19 protein-coding genes are annotated in these 21,445 nt (G+C 39.8%); 8 read left to right on the top strand and 11 right to left on the bottom strand.

Translation table 11 applies throughout. The features are described 5' to 3' along the window. The first annotated feature begins 19 nt into the window (after positions 1-19). From VXM68_RS06250 to VXM68_RS06240, 3 genes are all read left to right on the top strand, one after another. On the top strand, positions 20-664 hold the full coding sequence (locus VXM68_RS06250; RefSeq protein ID WP_367210773.1) for an OmpA family protein: 645 nt from the start codon (positions 20-22) through the stop codon (positions 662-664). A gap of 34 nt (positions 665-698) precedes the next feature. Next, on the top strand, positions 699-1,400 hold the full coding sequence (locus VXM68_RS06245) for a PRC-barrel domain-containing protein (protein ID WP_367210772.1): 702 nt from the start codon (positions 699-701) through the stop codon (positions 1,398-1,400). Between the two features lie 397 nt (positions 1,401-1,797). Then, positions 1,798-2,211 (top strand): hypothetical protein, encoded by a 414-nt coding sequence (locus VXM68_RS06240; protein WP_367210771.1) that lies wholly within the window; start codon positions 1,798-1,800, stop codon positions 2,209-2,211. Positions 2,212-2,269: 58 nt separating this feature from the next. Here VXM68_RS06240 and VXM68_RS06235 read toward each other — a convergent pair whose 3' ends face one another. The 4 genes from VXM68_RS06235 to VXM68_RS06220 are packed head-to-tail and all read right to left on the bottom strand — an operon-like array spanning position 2,270 to position 7,804. Beyond that, positions 2,270-3,637, bottom strand: coding sequence for a RagB/SusD family nutrient uptake outer membrane protein (locus VXM68_RS06235; protein WP_293956119.1), 1,368 nt, complete (start codon positions 3,635-3,637; stop codon positions 2,270-2,272). Between the two features lie 10 nt (positions 3,638-3,647). Next, entirely contained in the window at positions 3,648-6,824 is a 3,177-nt protein-coding gene (locus VXM68_RS06230) for a SusC/RagA family TonB-linked outer membrane protein (protein ID WP_367210770.1), read from the bottom strand. Next, positions 6,808-7,425 carry a TlpA family protein disulfide reductase gene (locus VXM68_RS06225; RefSeq protein ID WP_367210769.1) on the bottom strand — a complete coding sequence of 206 codons (618 nt, stop codon included), beginning with the start codon at positions 7,423-7,425 and terminating at the stop codon, positions 6,808-6,810. Before VXM68_RS06225 ends, VXM68_RS06230 begins: the two co-directional genes overlap by 17 nt. A 1-nt stretch (position 7,426) precedes the next feature. After that, complete coding sequence (locus tag VXM68_RS06220) at positions 7,427-7,804, bottom strand: hypothetical protein (RefSeq protein WP_367210768.1); 378 nt, start codon at positions 7,802-7,804, stop codon at positions 7,427-7,429. An 873-nt stretch (positions 7,805-8,677) separates the two neighbouring features. Between VXM68_RS06220 and VXM68_RS06215 the strand changes: the two genes are divergently transcribed. Next, the gene (locus VXM68_RS06215) at positions 8,678-9,163 is read left to right on the top strand and encodes a hypothetical protein (RefSeq protein WP_294346609.1); all 486 of its coding nucleotides are present in this window, start codon (positions 8,678-8,680) and stop codon (positions 9,161-9,163) included. Between the two features lie 306 nt (positions 9,164-9,469). Here the strand turns inward: VXM68_RS06215 and VXM68_RS06210 are convergent, their stop codons facing one another. Further along, on the bottom strand, positions 9,470-10,402 hold the full coding sequence (locus VXM68_RS06210; RefSeq protein WP_367210767.1) for an Rpn family recombination-promoting nuclease/putative transposase: 933 nt from the start codon (positions 10,400-10,402) through the stop codon (positions 9,470-9,472). Positions 10,403-10,465: 63 nt separating this feature from the next. Further along, positions 10,466-10,963, bottom strand: a complete 498-nt coding sequence (locus VXM68_RS06205; protein WP_367210766.1) for a TlpA family protein disulfide reductase — start codon at positions 10,961-10,963, stop codon at positions 10,466-10,468. Positions 10,964-11,791: 828 nt separating this feature from the next. On the opposite strand from VXM68_RS06205, the gene VXM68_RS06200 reads away from it, so the two are divergent. From VXM68_RS06200 to VXM68_RS06190, 3 genes are all read left to right on the top strand, one after another. Then, a complete protein-coding gene (locus VXM68_RS06200) occupies positions 11,792-12,421 on the top strand; it encodes a hypothetical protein (protein WP_367210765.1) in 630 nt (209 codons plus the stop codon). A gap of 426 nt (positions 12,422-12,847) precedes the next feature. Continuing rightward, positions 12,848-13,321, top strand: coding sequence for a hypothetical protein (locus VXM68_RS06195; protein WP_367210764.1), 474 nt, complete (start codon positions 12,848-12,850; stop codon positions 13,319-13,321). Positions 13,322-13,423: 102 nt separating this feature from the next. Further along, positions 13,424-13,774: a helix-turn-helix domain-containing protein gene (locus VXM68_RS06190; RefSeq protein ID WP_367210763.1), complete on the top strand. Its 351-nt coding sequence runs from the start codon at positions 13,424-13,426 to the stop codon at positions 13,772-13,774. A gap of 69 nt (positions 13,775-13,843) precedes the next feature. On the opposite strand, the gene VXM68_RS06185 is transcribed toward VXM68_RS06190, so the two are convergent. Next, positions 13,844-15,757, bottom strand: a complete 1,914-nt coding sequence (locus tag VXM68_RS06185) for a polysaccharide biosynthesis protein (protein ID WP_367210762.1) — start codon at positions 15,755-15,757, stop codon at positions 13,844-13,846. A gap of 258 nt (positions 15,758-16,015) precedes the next feature. Here VXM68_RS06185 and VXM68_RS06180 point away from each other — a divergent pair, with 258 nt between their 5' ends. Continuing rightward, complete coding sequence (locus VXM68_RS06180; protein WP_367210761.1) at positions 16,016-17,068, top strand: nucleotidyltransferase family protein; 1,053 nt, start codon at positions 16,016-16,018, stop codon at positions 17,066-17,068. A gap of 48 nt (positions 17,069-17,116) precedes the next feature. Here the strand turns inward: VXM68_RS06180 and VXM68_RS06175 are convergent, their stop codons facing one another. The 4 genes from VXM68_RS06175 to VXM68_RS06160 all read right to left on the bottom strand — a co-directional run bounded on the left by VXM68_RS06175 (position 17,117) and on the right by VXM68_RS06160 (position 21,376). Beyond that, positions 17,117-18,079, bottom strand: a complete 963-nt coding sequence (locus VXM68_RS06175; protein WP_367210760.1) for an NDP-sugar synthase — start codon at positions 18,077-18,079, stop codon at positions 17,117-17,119. Between the two features lie 264 nt (positions 18,080-18,343). Next, positions 18,344-19,327 (bottom strand): gliding motility protein GldN, encoded by a 984-nt coding sequence (gene gldN / locus VXM68_RS06170; RefSeq protein WP_367210759.1) that lies wholly within the window; start codon positions 19,325-19,327, stop codon positions 18,344-18,346. A gap of 31 nt (positions 19,328-19,358) precedes the next feature. After that, a complete protein-coding gene (locus tag VXM68_RS06165; RefSeq protein ID WP_367210758.1) occupies positions 19,359-20,654 on the bottom strand; it encodes an SUMF1/EgtB/PvdO family nonheme iron enzyme in 1,296 nt (431 codons plus the stop codon). Positions 20,655-20,683: 29 nt separating this feature from the next. Then, the gene (locus VXM68_RS06160; RefSeq protein ID WP_367210757.1) at positions 20,684-21,376 is read right to left on the bottom strand and encodes an outer membrane beta-barrel protein; all 693 of its coding nucleotides are present in this window, start codon (positions 21,374-21,376) and stop codon (positions 20,684-20,686) included. Positions 21,377-21,445 lie beyond the last annotated feature (69 nt).

The following is a 21,445-nucleotide window of genomic DNA, read 5'->3' as shown; positions in this document are numbered from 1 at the left end:
TAAAAAAAATAAAATCTATATGGCACATTTAGAAGTAAAACCTAAAAGCGGAGCACCATGGTGGCTTTGGCTTCTGCTCGCACTTATTGCGTTGGCAATAATCTTGTTTTTTGTAAATCGTAATAACAGTGCATCCGATGTCGTTGATGGCAGGGACAGCACCGGCATGGTAACGGATCAGGGCGATATGGTCGGAGATACCCTTGCAACAACGGAACCGAGCTGGAATTCAGTAGATTTCAATAGTGCTGAATCTTCGGACCCGAATATCACGGACAAAGATATTCGCGTACGCTCCAGTGATGGCTATACCATTTACTCGCTTGGCGAAAATATATTATTTGCCACTGACCAAAGCGCCATACAAAGCAATTCCGAAGCGAAACTTAAACAAATTTCGTCGGCTTTGAATAAAGACTTTCAAGGTGCCTACGTAGGCGTATTTGGGAATACGGATTCTACAGGCACGGCATCCCACAACAAGCAACTGGGCATGGAACGTGCTACTGCCGTGAAGGACTGGTTGGTTAGTCAAGGTGGAATTGACCAAAGCAAAGTAAGCGTACATTCACGTGGAGAAAATGCTCCTGTGGCTGACAATGCAAGCGCAAGCGGAAAAAATCAAAACCGAAATGTAGAGATCGTGGTTTTTCGCAATAAATAGAAACCTAAAGTTTTGAACTCAAAAATTTAAAGACATGGCATTAGAAGAAAAAAAATACAACCATTTGATCGAATTAGGAGGAAGCGATTATGAAATCGTTGATGGTGAACCAGATATTAGAGGCTGGAAAGTAAAAAATCAGGCCGGACAATCGCTAGGTGAGGTAGATGACCTCCTTTTTGACCCTCAAAGCCAACAAGTGCGCTATATTATTGTTGACCTGAAAGATGCAGATTTACCTATAGAAGACGACAAAAAGATATTGGTGCCCATTGGCGTAGCTGCACTTTATGACGGGAAGCGTATACAGGCGAGTAATGATGACACGGGTACCGTGGAGCCCATCGAACGCAGCGGCATACTAACGGTAGATGAAATCGATCCCGTGGAACCTGCTACAGACTATCGCTATAATCCGGCCGATGATGGTGAAGTCGTGGTGGTACCGGTTACTCCCGACCGTCTGACCAGACTACCGGCGTACCGTGAAAATTACCTGGATCCGGATACTGAGTTATCAATTCGCCATATTTATGAGGGAACAGGTGATGTCGGATTTACGGTAGGATCTGGTGTATATGACCACGATTTTTATCAACATCCACATTTTAATGAAGATACATTTTATAGCCCGGGATCAAAGACAGACGAATTTGCTGCGGAGCGCGAGCGTGCCCGACGTGTACGTGCGAGATATGATAGAAATTTAGATGGTGATCCCAATGATTTAATCTAAAGAATTTATCAGGTTAAGATCTTACCATTCCAAAGGTTTTCATTCTTTACAGTTTGAAAACCTTTTTTTTCGGGAACCTAGTCCTTAGCAGCTGCAGGCAGATCCTCCCATATTCGACATTCACCCCTGAAATTAAACCTCTCGTCCCAAAAATGAGCGCTACCATTCAGTAATAGAAATACAACCTCAAAGAAGAGACCGGGCGCCATCGCACAAAAAACCATACATCGAGCTCCCCAAAAGTCATACATCTATGGCTGATCACTGCGCTAACTTTGGTATAAGACAACAGATCGGAGGACAGGGAGATGCCCGGCCGGTCAATAGTAATCACTCCACGGCCGATCCAGGAGGATAATAAGGATAAGCAAAAGTATAACCATATAAAAACAAAAACATGAGAACATTAGTAAAAAGATTCATCAGCACCATGAGTATTGGTGTGATGGCGTTAGGAATTTCATTCAGCGCGAATGCGCAAAGTATTAAAAGTGAAAAAGAAGTTAAAGGAGAACAAGAAGTAAAGACAGTAGCGGCGAATCAGGTGTGGTCATACCATGGCACATCCTCAGACTCTCCTACGGACCCCAGCAAATACAGCCTGGGACCAAGTGATGAATGCGGAACACGAAGCGAGACCATCTGCCAGATCAATGCACCTGCAAATCCATCAAATCCATCACAACCCGATATGACGGCGCTGGTTACCCCGCCGGGATCATCTACCCCAACAACGATCGCCCTTCGCATCAGCACTGCCAACAGTAGTAAAACACCGAATGAAACTGTCACCGATTTCAGGCCGTTTTAATTCAAGCTATAGCTCAAAGAAATTAGCGAAGGAACTACCCTTCGCTATTTTCTTATGATTATTCCATACCGGTCATATTTTTAACCTCAGCTGGAATATTAAAAATGTAACCGCTGCTATTCGGCAAGAGTTTGAATTGTTCAGTTTTACCGTCAACGGTTACCTCACGGACAATTTCCTTTTTAAAACGTTCGTCTTTATTCAACCGTCTCAAATCCGACCACCTTAGCCCTCTACGAACCAACTCTTTACGCCGCTCCCTAATTATTATTTTCAACAAAGCTTCTGAGTTAGTTTCTGTTACAGGCACAAAGAATTGCTTCTCAATCCGATTTTGCAACAGATAATTTAACTGTTCCAATGCGCTGGTAACATTTCCCAATCGTGCGTTACATTCAGCGGCATTTAATAATACTTCAGAAGTCGTCATACCTACAAAAAAGAGCCCTGCCCCCGTTCCCATATACTGCCCTTTAAATGTAGAGAAGCCATCTGTTCCTTTTTTATAGTTTGCCCGAAGTCGCAAGTCATGCGCTTCATATAGTTGAAGTAAATCCATTGTCAAGTACGACCCTCGACTCCCAATAAACATGGTCGAGCCGTTTGAGTATGCAAAAAATAACGTTTCAGCATTCATCGCTGGATAAGGATAAGCTGCATCGACATTCATTGTATTGAGATCCATCAAAGTCTTATAACTGCCCAATACCTTATCCGCATAATTTTTTGCTTGCACATAATCTTCCATCGCCAAATACACGCGTGAAAGTGCAGCAAAGGCTGAAATCCTGTTGGGTCTTGTCAGTATACCCAGTTCATGTGGCAGCAAGTCACTCGCTTGTTCCAAATCTTCAATAACCGAACGATAACATTCCCCGACTGTTGACCGCTTGGTTTTGTCATTGATATCAGCAGTCAACTTGAGCGGTATGCCAGCCCCATTATTATCACCTTTCTGATCAAAAGGCGCAGCATATAGCTGCAAAAGAGTAAAATGCATCAATGCCCGATGAAAAAGCGCCTGTCCTTTGATGTTAGAAGGATCAAGTCCTTTCAAAATTTTAATATCAGGAAGTCCATCCAGCACCGTATTTGTTACAGCAATAGCCTTATACGCGTTGCGCCACACAACCATGTTTTCAACTGTTCCATAGAGCGCTGGATTTTGAAAGGTATACACTTGTTGTTCAAAATTGTAAAGCCTATTGTAACCAGCGTCCGAAACGAAAAAATCATCTGTACAAGCTTCGAGCAAAAAAGGGTAACTCCCCAAATTGAGCTGATTACCTGCATCAAGGAGTGCCTGCATATCCTCCAATGTGGATGGCACTGTGCTTGTTTTATTTGTTTTATCCTCTAGAAATTTAGTACAGGAAGCCATACAAAATAGGCTTACTAGGAGTAGTTTGTAAATATATTGTTTCATGACACAAGTATTAAAAATTAATATTCCCACCAACTGAAATTACGCGCGGCGCAGGCAAATCCAAATAATCAGGATCGAGATTTTCCTTATTCTTCCGCCAGATCAATCCCACGTTATTTGCTCCAATGTAAAGTTGGCCTTTGATCTTTTTGTCGTTTAGGCCAAAGTTGTAGCCGAGTCTAATATTTTGTACCCTAATGAGATCACCTTTGACGATATTATTGGTAGAATGCTGATAAAACAGATCGCGATAACTATCGTTGGGGTATTGCATCGATGGAACTGTTGTCGTCAATTCGTCCCCTGGCTGCTGCCATCTCTTGGCAAAATCAGCGTGTCCATCCCAAGAGTCAAATAGACTACCATAGACAATGGATTTCTTCTTAAAATAGTGGCCAAATTTAAAGAGTAGACTAAAATCTAGGTAAAACTTGCCATAACCTATGGTATTATTCCATGCTCCGTATATTGGAGGTAAGGCAGTGCCATGATAATTTAGGTATTGCAGTGAATCTGTCGTCAGGGTCTGATAATCTTTCGATATGTCGCCATTTTTATATCCCCTTGGATCGCCATTGACCGGATCCAGCCCAGCGGATTTATAAGAGAAAACAGGGTACAGAGATTTACCCAATAGCGGCATCAGCGTCTGTCCCCCATCCAGATACAAGCTTGTCGCTCCGATTGTCCCTCTATAATCAGTCACTTTATTTTTGCTATAGGAAAAATTAATGGAAGATTGCCAGTAGCCTTTTCCGAACCTACCGCTTGAGGCGAGCGTTAAATCAATGCCATGCGTTGCTATTTGACCTACATTTTTTGTCAACAGCGAATAACCCGAAGTCGGATCTAAGGGATCATCAGAAAGTAGGTCAAAAGACTTCTTCCGGTAATAATCTAGATTAGCCATTAATTTTCCACCATAGATTGAAAAGTCCATTCCGAAATTTAAGGTACGTACCGTTTCCCATTTGAGTCCCGGGTTTGGCGGGCTTCCAATCAGAGCATAAGGCAAATTGCTGTAATTTGAATTACCGACGTAGCCGATTACAGTTTTATTGAGTGCCCCATAAGGTTGTACACCACCGTAACCGAAGGTTGACCGCAGTTTAAGATGATCTATCCAATCGGTCTCTTTCATAAATTTTTCCTTTGCTATCTGCCAAGAAAGTCCTGCCGACCATAGTGGATTCCACTGGCTGTTGACATTCGTCCCGAAGGAATTCGCGGCATCCTTTCGCGCAGAAAAAGAAAGCCCATATTTCCCCTTATATTCGTATAAGCCATTAAAATACATGGAAACGGTTCTCGATAATGTTCCTGCATACGAATCCAAGGGCGTCATAAACCCGTAGCCGAGCCCACCGTAGAGCTGATAGATAGCATTATAATCCATGCTTTTGCGGCTGAGAACTTCGGCATTGTAACCATAAGATCCCGAAGAGCGCTGGTCGGCATTTCTGGTATACAGCTCTGTACCGATCAGTGCATTCAAAACATGGTCGCCCCCAAAAGACTTGTTGAAGCTCACTTGTACCCTTCCACGATGCGATTGCATCTCATTGTCAGCATTGCGCAATATAGCTCCAAATGGAAAATCGTACAACTTTGCCCCATTGACAATTCGCGTATACTTATTGATCAAATCCCGCACCTCAAAAGAATCCTCTCCCGAAAGCGATTCTGATTTGGTATTACTATGCTCATAACCATATATCAAATCGGCCTTTAAGAACGGGAGGATGTCATAATGCAAGTTAAAATTTAAATAAAGGTGCCTATTCCAGGCCTTGTAAGTCGACTTATCCCGATCCGCTAAAGGTCGGTAGTTCCAGTCCAATAGACCGTCAGCATTTGCACTTTCAAGAAAAGATGAATTATAAAATCTCGGAATCGACAGGAAGTTTCCTTCCCCATCAGCCAATGAAGCATAAGGGTATAACGTATTTTTTCCACCACTGGGAACCATAGGATAACGTGGCGTTGAAGAGAAAATTCGGTCTCGACCATTGATCAGGGAAAGCGTGTTCTCTATGGATAACTTTTGCCCCAATTGCCAGCTGTTTACGGCTCGCAAGGTTAACCGGTCATTATTTGCCCCTTTTGTATCCCCTGTCCCGCGATCATAGCCTACCGAATAGCGGTTTCTATTGGTTGCATTACTTGTGGAAATATCCAAAAAGTACTGCTGATTGACCGCAGCTTGATAAATATATTTCATCAGGTCATTTCGATAATCGTTACCCTCTAGCGCCCTCAATCGCGTATTCAGATCAATATCCGACAAGCGCCCCGCTTTATTTGCATACAACATATCCACAACAGGCGAAAATATCGTCGTCTGATTGTAGGCGCTATTGTATGCATCATCGTAATACTTATTATCAAAGAGAAAACGTTCCACATCGATAAAATCCTTACTATTGATCACTTTGTTATAGAATAGGTCAGGCTTGCTGCTGACCATTGTTGTTGTTGTGAAATTGATAGTAGGCTTACCGCCCACCTTTCCCTTTTTGGTGGTCACGACGATCACGCCATTTCCTGCTCGAGATCCCCATATACTGGAAGCTGCCGCATCCTTCAATACGGAGACAGATTCCACATCATTAGGATTAAGATCATCCAATGTACCATCGTAAGGGAAATTATCGACCACGATGAGGGGCTGAGCCGCTATTTCAGAAAAGGTGTTTATCCCCCGTATATTTAACACCGATTTTCCGCTCCTTCTATCAAACTGCAGTCCGGAAACTTTACCTTCTATACGGTCCAAGATCCCTCTGCTCGGGATTTTATTGAAGTCTTTATTCGATACCGCTCCGAAGCTACCCGTGGACCGTTCTTTCGGCATAATTTGATATCCCGTGTTCACCTGAACTTCATTCAGTTTATTTTCTTTGGTCTGCATCGAAATTATCAAGTTTGCACTATAATTATTCCAGCTGACCTTTTGGGTTTCATAGCCGATTGCTGAGACGGAGACCGTAAGTGGAGTAACTATACTGCTTATTTCAAACTTACCCAATGAATCAGTTCGATAAATTGATGCAGAACCCACCAATTTAATATTCGCATCAGCAATTGGATGCATCTTCTGGTCGATAACCTTTCCACTGTACCTACCCTGAGCAAATACAGTAAAGCAACAAAGAGTTGCCAAGATGGAGCTAATTATTCGTGTCATAGCGATAATAATTTTTTAGAAAGGAGTTAACAGATGCCCGACCAATCAATCTTTTTAGTGTTATTGCCGCTATTCTTTCATTGGCATCTACCCAAACATAAAATGGGTATACATCGTGCGGAAACAGCTTAATCAAATAATCATCAGCATATATTGAGGTAAGGTCATTTGTTCGAAGGATATCATTAGGCATATTGTGTATCCGTTGATAAGTATCTTTTTTACCGTAGGAGTTTACTAACAAAATATTTAATTCCTTCCCGAACTGCTTTTGTAGCTCGACTAAGTCTGGAAAAGCAGCGATACAGGCGCCGCAGGTAGTAGACCAAAAGTCAAGAATAAAAGATTTGCCTTTGTACTTAGATAGTTCTACGAATGCTGTGTCCCCTTGATTATAGATTTTCACTTTTCGGGACCAGAAATCTTGAGGTAATTTATTTCCGACGAGTACTGGACGCACTGGATCAGACCCATCCGCCCCGCTGTCCTGGCGGGGCGTTTGGGCAGATAAACTAAACATAGAAACCAAACACAGCAGCATCGCTCGTGCTCGTTTGCTTTTAAAAGCCTTATGTAAATTATATAGTATTGTTTTCATCATCTTAAGGTTTTGGTTGGTTAATAGATTGAAAAAAATCGTTGATTTTTTTGGTCAGCTGGAGTTCCTCCATATTCGCTTCCAGAGCTGACAGTTTTAATTGGCCCGTATCAATTTGACGGCTATGCGTCAGGAAATAGGCTATTAGCGCGCGCAAAATATCCGACAAAAACAACGTTTGCTGTAGAGACTCCAATTTGCTTTCGGTAGCTTCGCCGAAGGTTTTGCATTTGAGATCCAATGCGTAGAGGTTTTCGCGTATGGTGACTAGCGAATAATGATCCCAAAAGTTTTCGATACATTTCAATGGATCGTAACTATCTTCATGGATCTCATAGAATGGCCTGTCGAGATGCAGGAGATCTTCATAAATGGCTTTCATGTGTTTAGTTTTTAGCTGTGACCATAGCACATAGCATTCCCTGTCCGACCGAAATCAGCTTTTTTGTGGGAACCTGAATGGGCTCAGATCACAACGGTGGAAAAATAAGAAATAGGTTATCGGGCGCGGTGCAGGACAGTTACACGTAATTTGATAGAGACGATACCGCGTCCGTTGGTAAAATAAAAAACCGACCTTTTATATAGAAATTCTATAACAGTATTTTTCTCAAATCTTTGCTTTTGAAATCGGAAACCCTTACTTTTAAAGTGCGAAGATAAAAGAGATGAGGGCTGTTCAATTTTAGAGCGTGGATCTAAAAAAATAGGCCGGCAAAATCAACAATTGGTATGCAATAAATAGGCCATTACGGCTTTTATATCCATTCGATACCCAGGGGCTATTGGCCATTATTGATTTTAAGCTTTTAAGAAGCTATTCAGGTGGGCAGTATTTGTTCTTTATGAGCAATGATACTGCAAGCTGACGAAGCTGATCCTTGATCTGCTGCCGCTTTGTTGTAGTTAATGACTCTTTTTGCCTCATAATTTAATAGTTGGATTATCAATAAGAGTCTCGAGGGGAAGTAAGAGGGCAAAAATTTATAAATATAAAAGAGGCAAGCCCCACTATCTTCCACCAAATATCAAGCACGGCAAAGAGCTCTGATGCAGTTTCCAATAGGGGAGCTTGCCCCTTCTTTTGCAAAGATACAAAAAGCATTGGGGGTCGCAAACCCTACGTCTCGCATCAATTGAAATTTGCCGTTTCGATATTTGAGACTAAATCAGACTACTGATTATAAAGCAAATATAGTAAATAAAACCAAAATAACGAGCAAATAACCGGATTTAAAATTAAAAAATAACACAAATGACTGACTACAAGAAGTTTAATTTAAAATCATTCAAAGGTTTTATTGAAATAATTTTAGATAAAAAATTTAGAGGTAAATTCAATTATTCTGAAATAGATAGTAAAATTGAGAATATTCTAATTAACGAAACGTCGAAACTTAGTGCTCTCTCTTTTTATAAAGTGTTACATATAATTGGTGATGATTTCGACAAACTATGTCAGGCATTTTTCAAAGGCCACACTGCATCTAAATTAGAGTCATTAAATCATAATGCAAACAAATTAGACCGTTTATTTTCCCCTCTAATAAATTCAAGGAAAGAATTAAGTAAAGCAAGCTCTATTAAGGAAACTAGATTAAGTGAGCTTTTTAAAACAAGGTTCGACCAATTGTACGCATATGAGGCCTTCGGACTAAGCATTGCCGCTAACCTCAAACCAAGTCAACTTTTCGATTACTTTTACGGTGATGGCGAGCGTCCAATAATTGGATTATACTAAGAGGCTCTTCACAAAAAACGGAAAAACAAACAGCAAAAAGATATTTTTAATTTTTCAATTTCAAAAAATTAGTTCTATATTAGATCAGCCGGTTGAAATATACCAACATTTAGCGAAGCGCCTTAATTTATTAGGGCGCTTTATTATTAACGATAAGATTTTTCATAATTTAGATTTATAAAGTTTCTCCTCTTTTATCAGCGACGAAAGGGGAGTTTTTTGAGCATATAGCATCTTTAAAATGAAAAGCCACTCCCTTTCGGAAATGGCTTAAAATAAATATCTATAAATTTTAAAAGTATTTGATTACAGCTTTTCGATTTCTTCGATCGAAAGCCCGGTTCCTTTAGCAATATCAGCAATAGGTAAACCCATTTTCTTAAACTCCAGTGCAATGGCAATAGCTTCTTCCCGCTTTCCTTCAATCTTTCCTTCAATCTTTCCTTTCTGAATTCCTTTTTGAATTCCTTTTTTTTCAGCTTTATCTAATAAATATTCTTGAGTGCCCATAGTATCGCTCCTTCCTATTTTTGTTTCTATTTCTTTTTCAAATATACCCAAAACTTCCTCATTATCAAAACTTACGTAGTAAGTTAGGAAATTATATAACCCTTGTCTCGTATCCTTATCCATCTCCCGGCTTATCATTTCATCATAAAGATCGTGTTTAATCGCTTTCAGGCCTTCGTCGCTTATTTTCTTGTTCTTGATAGCCAAAAGAGCAGTAAGAACAATAACAGAAAATGGATTCTTATTTGACCGCAATACCGACTCTTGCTGATCCATGATCTTGTAACTGTTAAAATCATAGCGCAATGAAGTGCCCATAAATTCTTGCCTATATACCTCCGGCCGATAGCTTCCATTTTCATCGGCCAGAATAGCTATAGCCGTAATAGGAACTTTATAACGATCCCATATTCTATAAAAATAGCGAAACATGCGCTCGGCCAAATCACCATTTCCTTTGCTGCTCTGTATCTCCACATGGCAGAGCACAAACTGTTCGCTCCCATCATTTAAATAGACTTTGACGAGCTTATCGACATAACGAACTCCCTTACCGTTACTTTCCGGAGGGAATAATTGCTCAAACTCTTTGTCAAGATAATCAAAGGGTCTATTCAAATCAAAAACAGCATCTGCATCCGGAAAAATAAATCGTAGAAAATGGGAAAATGTTTGCTCCAAAGTAGATTTCCACAAGGGATCATCTATACGCCTTCTTCTTGGACTCATAATTATTTATCAACTGGTTAACAGTACAAAGATAGGAACAAACAATATAAAATACTAATATAATTAGTATTTTGGTTTAAAAAGTAAAGTTATTATTGCACACCGAATTAGTTGATCCCTTGCATCTGTTGATACGTAACAGCTGTGGGCGGCAAAAACCCGATAGGATTCAAACATGCTATTTTTAATGATATAATCTTTATAAAACTCCATATTTGGAGTTCCATCGACGTCGGTCACAAAAAAAAACGCCAAATTCGGATTATCTTTGAGTTTTAAGCGTTTCCCTTGCGACGATTCAATACCGGAGCGGCATGGGCCGCACCACTGTGCCCAAAAGTCCACAACAACGACTTTACCATGGTATTTATCTGTCATGCTCTTAAAGATAGCTGCAGCATCAGTAGGAGGCAGCAAATAGCCGTTTTTGGATTTCTTCACCCGTTCAGCCAGTTGGAGCGCTTCAGACCTTAAATCTCTATTTTTTAACACGGCCAATAATTGTTCTGTAGTTTTTGTTATCCCTACTGTATCAGCTGCACCATTTAATGCAGACCGCAAGGTAGTAGTTTCGCAACTTCCGAGAACAACGTAATGGCTATCGTTGGGTTAGATTTTTGATTTGCCGAATCCAATACCAAATACAAATTCCCTTTACGTTGACTATTTAAGGCATCATAATAGACATCACGACTAAATATTGTCGAATACTCGATGGAACATATAGCCGCTTAGACGATAATAACTAAAGCTTCCCAAATACCTTTTTGCTCTATCGGTATCATCAATAGTTAATCCACGATTAATTAATATCTTTAAATGCTCATCTATAGTACAAGCTTTCTTGGTGTATTTCATAAAATTAGGCAAAAAAAAACCTCGCAAGATGCGCTTGAGGCAGAGGCGTGCGAGGGTATAACGAAACAAATATACTAATAAAGCAATATATTCCAAAATATGATAAAAATAATTTTAAATAATTCTAATGATATTTGCTTGCGAAACCTTTTGCTAAGTATACCAGATGGACTCATTTGAATAGAAAAAACAAGCTATTATTGCGTTGCTATCGTTTAAAGCATTGGGTTATACTCAAGAATTCCGCATTCACCGGGTTCCATGCTGTTTATGCTCAAAAAATAGGAACTGTCTTTAATTTTTTTTGCTTGGTAGGCGACGGAGTCTTCGTTGCCAGTTGATCCTCCTCAAAATGTTCCCAATTCAGTTATCTGAAATTTATGTTTTTTTAGTGGTTTAGAACTTAACAACGCTCAGTATAGAAAGTGGATCAGTCTAAATTATTGTAACATTTATCCTGGAATTGTATGGATTTGTACTAATTTCGTATCAGAAGTTCATTAATCCGTTATTATTAATTCAATTTAAACCATGAATGATCAAAGAAAGAACCAATTAAAGCGTGAGATTTCAACTATATCTAACATTACTTTGAAAGCTCAAGAAGCCTATTTAATAGTCTCATATTTACAAAAAGATGAAGATGATGCGGATTTAAACTATCAAAAAAAATTGAGGAGCTTTTTCTATTATTCTCGAATAATTTATTGGCAAATAACAATAATTGAGATTGCCAAATTACTTAATGAAAAGGAAAAGTTTAGTGTCTCAAGAATTATTAAAAAAGTAAAGCCGGATGGTGAATATAGTGAACTTAAAGTTTCTATGGAACTAATTGGTAAATGGGAAGAAAAATTAGCACTCGAAAAAGAATCAATTAAAAACATAAAGGACCAAAGAGATAAAGTGTATGCTCACGAAGATGGATCAGACGATATTAAAAATCTAATCCCCCTTTCGAAGATAGAGTTTTTTCTAAACCTGTTTAAAGAAATAATATTAGAGTTAGAAAAACCGCTCGGCTTACCCCATAAAATGTTTGATCTTATTAACTCACCCGCAACTAACTTAAAATACATCATTAAAATGAGCGCGAAAGGAACAAAATATGAACAAGAAGCATATCGAGAATTGACAAAACAGTATAGTCTAGAAATTTAACTAACCCCGGTAATTAATAAAATCTTAAATCAACAATCATCTTTCAACCTAAAGCCCGATAGTACAATCGGGCTTTGTTATTTTCACACATAATCTACAGCATATTCTGGTATTTTAACGATTTCCGTTTTCAATTTCTCGTCATTACTTTTAAGCCTGGCATAAGCGCTTCAATTTCAGTGGTATAAATTGATCCGGTTTGCGTAAGCGCTAATCATAATGCCTAAATTAAGCATTCTTTGGTCTCAAAAAGGAAGCTGGTATTAAAAAGAGCAGCTGGTTAACAAAATAAATAATCAAGCATATAATAACTCTCAGTTATTATAACTATCTTTAAAATTATTCTTAGATTATAAATTACCGTACTTGCTCATCCAGATTCGGATCCGGAGTGTCCTATCGACGATACCTGGTTCGTGGTAACCTATGCACACGATTTATGTCAAACCAGAAAAGGTGGTGGCTAAACAAGGCTGTGAGCAAATTGAGGTATTTATTTCCAATTTAAAACGCGCAGTTCCTAAACATATGAAAGAGAAGCTTGAAAAGAAAAATAGTATTAATAAAAAGAAACGAGAGCAGCAGAAAAAAGAAAGTGAATTTGTCTTATTTGTCGCTAAAACAACCAATTATTTCTTCCGACCACGGACAATTTATCAAATGGCTGCGGACTTTTCGAATGAATATAGTTTCGATATTACAGCTGAACGGATTAACTCCATTTTAAGAAAGATCGTTGTGAACGGCATTTTAAAGGCGCACAAAGTTCCCTATCGTTACGGATTTGGTTATAAGCATATATTATTTAGCACTGTCGTATATTATCATCCCGATCTCGATTGGAATGAACATCCTGAACAAATAGCGGGCTATAATTGGATGCCTACCTATATTTTCTAGCGATTTGACTGCAGTTTTTAAGATCAGCGTCAGAGGTATTGCTGTTTGAGCTGTACAGGGTCAAAGCTATTTTTTATAAGTTACCGATAAATTATTTTTTTCATGAAAAACATAGGGAAGGCATTTAGATTACTTCGGATACAAAAAGGCTGGGAACAAAAAGAATTTGCCAAAAAATTGAACTTATCTACTCCCGCTGTTTCAAAGATCGAAACAGGCGTTACCACGATTACGCTCTCTCGCTTAAATCAAATCGCAAGCGTATTTAATTTGACAACTGTACAGTTATTAGCTCAACATGTATTGCCTCAACGGAACAAAGGTAAAGTAAAAGAAAGAGATGAGTGTGCTGAAATTTTAAAAAAAATACGACAACGTGAAGAAGAAATCATGCAAATTCAGACGAAGATTATTCAACTCTATGAGGAACTTTACAAAAAAGATACTGTTTAAATACTAGTTGCACTAAATGCTGTTATAGCTGAAATCTGTCGCATTAAAGCCATTCCTTTTCGGAAATGGCTATTTGTCCAATGTTTCAAAAACAGAGTTCTGAGAGCGGTATTCCGGCACGATATCTTTCACCAGCTGCACCAATTTCATCTTATCGGTATTCGGATCAGCTGTTTTTGCCAGCGCACACAATTGCTCTACTCTCGCTTTTTGTACGTCCAGATCCGGTGTATTCACTTTTGCGATCATGATCTTTTCGTGATAGGTCTTCTCGGTGTTTTCGCCATTCGCCAGCAGCTCCTCAAAAATTTTCTCGCCCGGGCGCAGACCGACAAACTTAATATCAATATCCTCAGGGTAGTTGTAGCCCTTCAAACGGATCATCTGTTTGGCCAGATCTATGATCTTGACCGGCTCACCCATATCAAAGACAAATATTTCCCCACCTTTACCCATTACTGCGGCTTCCTGCACCAATTGACAGGCTTCAGGTATGGTCATAAAATAACGGGTAATATTTGGATCGGTAATGGTGAGCGGTCCCCCTTTGAGCATCTGCTTTTCAAATAGTGGGATGACCGAACCGTTAGATCCCAATACATTGCCAAAGCGCGTGATGATGAAGTTCGTTTTGGAGTTGCTATTGACGGTAGATATCGCAATTTCAGCCACACGTTTTGTTGCTCCCATCACATTTGTCGGATTCACGGCTTTATCCGTAGACACCATCACAAATTTAGATACACCATACTTATCCGCCAATTGTGCCACATTATAAGAGCCCCATACATTTGTTAGAATCGATTCGTAAGGATTGGCCTCCATCAGCGGCACATGTTTATATGCTGCAGCATGAAAGACATAGGTCGGCCGGTAAACCTGGAACAGCGTCTCCATAAATAGCGCATCCCTGACATTACCTACCATAAACACACAGCGCTCAAAATTTGCCGATGCGCTCAGCTCCTGCTGAATATCATACAGCGCAGATTCTGCCTGGTCCACAACGATCAGCTGTTTGAGATCCGTATGTGCAAGCTGTCGCACCAGTTCACCACCAATTGAACCCGCACCGCCCGTTACCAATACAATTTGATCCTTCATCTCTGCCGCAATGGACGGGTTGTTCAGATCGATTGCCTTTCGACCCAGTAGATCTTCGATGCGCAAGCTTCGGATCTGGCGGGTTGCCACCTCTCCTGCCAACAGACGTGCCGTATCCGGAATAATTTTGACGACTAATGGAATCGGCTCCGCCAGCCTAAAAACGTTACTTAAGCGCTCAGGCGAGCGATTGTCGATAGCAACAATCAGTTCAGCAGCATTCCCATGCCGATTGACGAACTCTTTATCCAATTTATTGATATCGTGGATTCTAAACCCTTGAATACGGTTGCCGATACGATGCGGATTATCGTCCATAATGGCCACAATGCGATATTTGGTACGTGATGTTGTATGGATAAAGTGAAAGGTGGTATTGCCCATATTTCCGGCGCCAAAAAGGATTACGGGAATACGATTATCTTTACCTCCCCACATCAGCTCATGGTACAATGCCCGGTAAAGCACGCGGCTAAACGTCATTCCAAATCCCGCTATCAGCGCATGAAAAAGCAGCTGGGTATCAGAGAAAGGAAAGGCTTCATGCAAGAAAGAAGGCTGCGTCCATTCCAGTAGCTTACATACAAGGACAGAAGAAAAATAGCCCAGTCCAATTGCAAACACCATCCGTTGTAATTCGCGGAGACCGGTTTTATGTATAACCCCCTTAAATGTTCCCAGTAAAAGAAAGCAGATCAGATAAATGGTAGAGACCAAAATGAGTTGTATGCGCAACGCATCCGGCTCAACGCCGCCCCTATGTTTGAAGATGAGCACATAGCTGGCAAGAAAGGATACCACTACTATGATCATATCTATCAAAAGAATGACCCAACGTGGCTTGTTAACGGACAAGCCCTCCCTCCATAAATTACTCATTTAAAATATATTAAAGTTCCCTTAAGAGGTTTAAGTTTGCGTAAATGTAGCAAAATAAAAGCGATGTTTTTTAAAAATGTTTTGCTACTCAAGATCTCAATAATAGGAAATGTTTTTGGCACTAAATTGCTTTTAATTATTACGCGAAATTCATTAAGTATAACCTATAAATTATTATATTTGGAATAACCACTATTTGTAAAACCAGATGAACAATCAGCTAAGGGATATTTTTTTTCAGTTATTACGGATCGGCCTTTGGGGGAAGGGAAGCTTTCGCTCACTAGCCCTTTGTCGGACAACGATTGGAATACTATGTTAAAATATGCGAATAATCACACTGTTGAAGGAATTATCTATGACAGTTTCGAATTTTTAAACGAAGATCAATTACCGCCAGCATCTCTACGTTTAAAATGGGCTGTCCGTGTGGACCAGATTGAACGTCATAATGCAAAGATGAATACAGTAATTGCCGAACAGTTTTCATTGTTTACGCAAAATGGCATACGACCAATTTTACAAAAAGGACAGGGTGTCGCATCCTATTACCGCATTCCTACGCATCGCATCAGCGGCGATGTTGATTGGTGTTTTGAAGAAGAAGATTATAGTCAAGCAAGAAATTACCTCAAAGAAAACCATCCTGATTTTGAGGATACAGCAGGCTTCAGCCTCCACTATTATTGGAAAAATATTCACATTGAGCATCACAAAAAGCTTTTTGATATACGCAGCCCATTAAAAAAAAGATATTTAAGAAAAATTGCCAATAAATATAGCGATAGATATGAAAAATTATTAATTCACAACATACCAGTCAATTTACTCGCATCCGAAATGCAACTACTGCAAGTAAATTCTCATATTTTAAAGCATTTATTAGGATTTGGAATTGGACTAAGGCAATTTTGCGATTCCGCTCGACTCTATTTCGCTCATGCAGAAACAATTGATTCAATTGCTTTAAAACAGATTTATAAAAAGGCTGGAATTTTGAAATGGACACATTTATTACATAAAATTTTGGTTGATTATATTGGACTACCAAAATCTTATATTCCTTTTCACTATCCCGAAGATCTAAATATCAGCTGGATGATCAATGAAATCTGGTATGCTGGAAGTTTTGGTTATAATGATGAAAGATTTAAAGGGGGAAAGACAATCTCGACAATTTCGGTTCAACCTAAAGCTTCAAAGCGCCTTTTGTTAAACTTCCTCCGCTATTTTAAATATGCTCCACAGGAAGCTATCGCATTTCCCATTATTCAAGCCTACTCCAAGTTTCTAGGAAAAGAAAGTGATTAAAAAAGCGTCTCCGATCCAAAACTAGAACCAGAGACGCTACATTTCGTATTAAAAATCTAAATAAATGCTTTCATCAACCACCTTCTTCTCGGGCCATAAGCGTTGCGGATAGTTCCCTCGCTCAATTAATTGATGAATACTTTGCTGAACCTGATCCTTATCTTCCTTATACGTCACGCCAAACCACTTCGCATCGGTTGGAAGTACAGAAAAGTTTGCAATGCCTTGTTTTACCATATAATCCGGCAAATCAGGGATAAAGAATTCCGCTTTTGGGTTCTCGTGATTTTGCTCCACAAAATCAGGAAATAATGCGCGTGCAACTTCAAATATTTTAGGCGTAAATCCCCAAAAATTCATCGACACCCGAGTATTGCCAGGTAATACAGTTTCTTTCTCTTCCTGCGCATAGACGATATCGCTGTCTTTTCGATAAATGTTCGTTCTTTCCGTGACGCTTTGTAAATGATTCGTAGCATTTACTTCACATACACCACGCGAGACATAGCCAAAGTCAGAAAGGGTATTCCCAACCTCAAATCCAACCAATGCCATTTCCGTATCATTGGCTTGATGCTGTAAAAAAGCAGCCATTTTCTGAAAGGCATCATAGCCGTAAAAGTCATCCGCATTGATCACACAAAATGGCCTATCCACTTCGTGCTCGGCACTCATTACAGCATGTCCTGTTCCCCAAGGCTTTTGACGTTCGACGACGCGATCCACACCAAATTTTTTCAAGTCAAAATCCTGATAGGCGTAGGCAACTTCAACGGAGTCTGGCAGCTTATCCCCTACATTGGTTTTCATTACCTCCAAAAACTCCTCCCGAATCACAAAAACGACTTTTCCGAAGCCAGCCTTTATAGCATCATAAATTGAATAATCGATAATTTTTTCACCAAAGGGGCCAAAGCACTCTACCTGTTTTGCCGAACCATAGCGGCTGGCCATCCCGGCAGCCAAGATGACTAAAATTGGCTTCTTGGAATACATTTCATTTCTTAGCATGACGATTTGATCTTATCTGTTTGTTGTTTTAAATATTTCTTTATATACTACACGATGAACGTTATAATACACGATTATTTTATTTGTTTGTATTTGAAAATTTATAGGATAAATAGCAGCATAAAATAACAAAACATATGCCACTATATGTCCTTTCCCATTAAAAAACTAGGAATAATTGATTAAAAAGAACCTTATAGGACCCTAAAATAGTGATGCCTCATCTTTTGTAAAGAGAGGCATCCCCAAAGAACCTTTTTATATTTACAGTTTCTCTTCTGTCGTTTTTCCTTCAGCCTTATTTCCCTCAAGCTCCTCCGCCTTTACGCCTTTCGGATTGCTCCATAGTTTCTTTTTATAGGCATCCAGCTTCTCCTCCACTTTTTTACCGTCCAGCTGCTGCCCCCCATTTTCCGTATCTTTCAGATTTTGCAACATACCAGGCGATGATTCCCTCACGATTGTACTTGCAAATTTGTTCTGTACAAAGAAATCGTCCATGGTCATATCATATAGCCCTTTATCCGGATCAGAAATATCGACCTGTATCAAGCTATAACGCAATTGCGGAAAATACAACCAGAATGCTGGCGTTGCCCCCACAGATTCTGCTAATTCTGCTGAAGTGGTGATATTCATTAAGGGTGCCACACCAATAATGCGTGTCTCTAATCGGCTACGTTGCTTATCAAAGAAAATATCCTCCTTTACTCTAAATTTAGTCACACGAGCCGGATCAAACTCATTCAGTGCCATTTTGGAATCAATCTGATTACCCTCACCATCAAAAATTGGGACAAGTACACTATCCGCAAATCGAGCCATCCCCTCTTGCGCACTTAATCTCCCTTTGAACGAATCATCATCCGGACTGTAAAGTGACAATTTTCCTTTTTCAATGGCTTTCATGATCACCTCAATCAATGAGTTGCCCGGTACGGCCAATAGATTATTCTTTTCATCCTTAAGGTCAATATCGCGCCATACACGTTTGTAAAAACGGATATTCTTCTTATTCACCTCAGGGTACGCAAACGGTACTGCATCCTCCATACTATTCGCCTGATAAAAGCCATCCTCTAAAGGAATAGTATCCTGGATTACCTCCCCCGCAGGGATAGGCGTCGAGGCACCCGTTTGCAACATCCGCTGCTGCGCAGGCACAGTATCTATTGTGGTTTCTTGTTGCGCAAACAATGACCCAATTCCAAAAGCCATCGCCGCTATCAATATTATTTCTTTTTTCATCGTTATCGATTTCTATATATACAACAGCGAATTAATATTTACGTGTTTTACTTTGTACGGTTGGCATTTCAAAAGCCGACATTACACAACGGAATCCAATGTAAGAATGCGGTTCATAATCTACCGAGTAATTTCTGGTTTCACTATTTAACTGTTCACCGTTATCTTTCCAAGATCCGCCACGCACCACTTTACGTTTCAAAGCATCGCCATCCTTCTCATCAGCATCATACAGTAAAGCCGGATTTAAGTCATTCACAAAAACCACTGCTGAGGGACTATACGCATCGAGCGTCCACTCCGATACGTTACCAGCCATATTATAGACACCAAACGCATTCGGCATATACGATTTCACTGGAAGCGTAAACGTGGCACCATCACGGGAATACGTTCCCTCACCCTGTTTAAAATTGACCGCCAATTTCTTTTTTCCTTCTGCTCCATCAATTGTCATACGCGATCCCGCAATTGTATCCTGAGGATCCAATTTACCCGATGCCGCATATTGCCATTGTGCTTCGGTGGGTAGGCTCAAGCTAAGCTGATAGCCATTAAGATAGGAATTTTTCAATACCGTAGCGGCCATCTCATTTGCACGCCAGTCGGTAAACGCTCGCGCCTGCCTCCAGGTAACCCCCACTACCGGATAATAATCAAAAGAGGGATGGGTAAAGTAATTCGCATCTAGCGATGCCAGTTGCGCATTCGGAAAATCTTTTGTCCAAATATCTTCAACGGGCATTACAGCTACCGTATCAGTCACATATTTCTTTTTGACATTCCCTTTCGATTGAAGGTAAGAGAAACGATATTTGATCATCTCTGGATTGAGTGCTCGTCTATTGCCCTGCATTTCAAGCATAGGAGCAATACGCTCTTGGATAGCAGGATCATTACTTCTCCAAATTGGGGATATCTTTTTCACTTTTGCCCAGTTGATCCGCTTTTGTCCAACCTGTTCGCCCGCTACGTCCATAAAATATTGGTCGTCATTTAGATAATCCGTTACAGCAACCGAATCCGCTACCCAATTAACAAATTCACGGTACTGTTTATTGGTTACTTCCGCTTCATCAATAAAAAATGCACTCACGCTCACATTTTTCCCTACGTTTCCGCTATCTAGTGATCCTTTGAATAAAATGGTTCCCGAGGGAATATACACCATTCCAGGAGGAGGGGGTAATTTTCCACCTTTAAACGCATTTACTTTCGGTGCTTTGTACATCGCTGTATTTGATTTACACGCCGTAAAACCGATTAAGATCGCTAAACAAAAAAGCCCAAGCAGGCGATTGCCATTGTACTTATTACGTATATTCATTATTTTTTCTATTTAAATATTAAACTGGCCTATTTACGATTGAACAATGCATATTTTACGCCTACAGAGACAAAACCATATTGATCGTTATTCTTATTGATAATACCATCCAAGTTATCGTTAAAGGTCAAAGTATGTTGATAGTTGACATTAATTGCCCATTGTGGTCCATATAACGTACGCCCAAAAGGAATATCAACACCTACGTTTAAAGGAACTACAAAATGAATCTGCCCAAACTTATCTGAAAGTTCACCGCCTTGATCAATGATTGCTTTACGATATTGGGCGGATAGCTGAGTTGCGATTCTATTCTTTACTAAGCCGGCTCCAGCGCCAACGTAAACATTAGATAGAATACGTGATAAGGTATTTGCCTGCAAGGTGTAATAACTGTAATTCTTAGCTCCTTCCAAAAATTGACCGACACGGATTTTACCGTTGATATTTCCTGCGAAATACCGATTCTTAAATTCGCTTTCGTAACCATTCCCTTCCAAGGCTCCTTTTTCGCCATGTAGTCCGACAGAGATAAAAGGTGTGATGAGATAATCCAATTCCCCATAAAAAGCAAATTTAGTCTCCACATTACCTAAGTCGGTCAGATTGAAGGTTGCGCCAGCACCAGCTCCGATACTGATTGGTCTAGAGAACTGCGCGGAAGCAGTTAAACCCGTTAAAAATAAAATTCCAATAAGGCTAAAAATTAGAAGTTTTTTCATCTGGTTGAGTGTATTAAAATAATAATAAGAACGGCCTAAGACTTATAATATTATTCCATCAAAAAATCC

The organism is Sphingobacterium sp. R2, from assembly GCF_040760075.1.
GTDB lineage: Bacteria > Bacteroidota > Bacteroidia > Sphingobacteriales > Sphingobacteriaceae > Sphingobacterium.
The sequence above is the reverse complement of the archived record's forward strand: the minus strand, read 5'-3'. Positions and strand labels throughout refer to the sequence as shown.

What these genes read in the sequence shown, in the direction of transcription:
- VXM68_RS06200 (WP_367210765.1), top strand. Translation starts at nt 11,792, where the DNA reads ATGAATGATCAAAGAAAGAACCAATTAAAGCGTGAGATTTCAACTATA.
- VXM68_RS06215 (WP_294346609.1), top strand. Translation starts at nt 8,678, where the DNA reads ATGACTGACTACAAGAAGTTTAATTTAAAATCATTCAAAGGTTTTATT.
- VXM68_RS06225 (WP_367210769.1), bottom strand. Translation starts at nt 7,425, where the DNA reads ATGATGAAAACAATACTATATAATTTACATAAGGCTTTTAAAAGCAAA.
- gldN (WP_367210759.1), bottom strand. Translation starts at nt 19,327, where the DNA reads ATGAAAAAAGAAATAATATTGATAGCGGCGATGGCTTTTGGAATTGGG.
- VXM68_RS06235 (WP_293956119.1), bottom strand. Translation starts at nt 3,637, where the DNA reads ATGAAACAATATATTTACAAACTACTCCTAGTAAGCCTATTTTGTATG.
- VXM68_RS06185 (WP_367210762.1), bottom strand. Translation starts at nt 15,757, where the DNA reads ATGAGTAATTTATGGAGGGAGGGCTTGTCCGTTAACAAGCCACGTTGG.
- VXM68_RS06195 (WP_367210764.1), top strand. Translation starts at nt 12,848, where the DNA reads ATGCACACGATTTATGTCAAACCAGAAAAGGTGGTGGCTAAACAAGGC.
- VXM68_RS06210 (WP_367210767.1), bottom strand. Translation starts at nt 10,402, where the DNA reads ATGAGTCCAAGAAGAAGGCGTATAGATGATCCCTTGTGGAAATCTACT.
- VXM68_RS06190 (WP_367210763.1), top strand. Translation starts at nt 13,424, where the DNA reads ATGAAAAACATAGGGAAGGCATTTAGATTACTTCGGATACAAAAAGGC.
- VXM68_RS06175 (WP_367210760.1), bottom strand. Translation starts at nt 18,079, where the DNA reads ATGCTAAGAAATGAAATGTATTCCAAGAAGCCAATTTTAGTCATCTTG.
- VXM68_RS06220 (WP_367210768.1), bottom strand. Translation starts at nt 7,804, where the DNA reads ATGAAAGCCATTTATGAAGATCTCCTGCATCTCGACAGGCCATTCTAT.
- VXM68_RS06245 (WP_367210772.1), top strand. Translation starts at nt 699, where the DNA reads ATGGCATTAGAAGAAAAAAAATACAACCATTTGATCGAATTAGGAGGA.
- VXM68_RS06160 (WP_367210757.1), bottom strand. Translation starts at nt 21,376, where the DNA reads ATGAAAAAACTTCTAATTTTTAGCCTTATTGGAATTTTATTTTTAACG.
- VXM68_RS06250 (WP_367210773.1), top strand. Translation starts at nt 20, where the DNA reads ATGGCACATTTAGAAGTAAAACCTAAAAGCGGAGCACCATGGTGGCTT.
- VXM68_RS06240 (WP_367210771.1), top strand. Translation starts at nt 1,798, where the DNA reads ATGAGAACATTAGTAAAAAGATTCATCAGCACCATGAGTATTGGTGTG.
- VXM68_RS06230 (WP_367210770.1), bottom strand. Translation starts at nt 6,824, where the DNA reads ATGACACGAATAATTAGCTCCATCTTGGCAACTCTTTGTTGCTTTACT.
- VXM68_RS06165 (WP_367210758.1), bottom strand. Translation starts at nt 20,654, where the DNA reads ATGAATATACGTAATAAGTACAATGGCAATCGCCTGCTTGGGCTTTTT.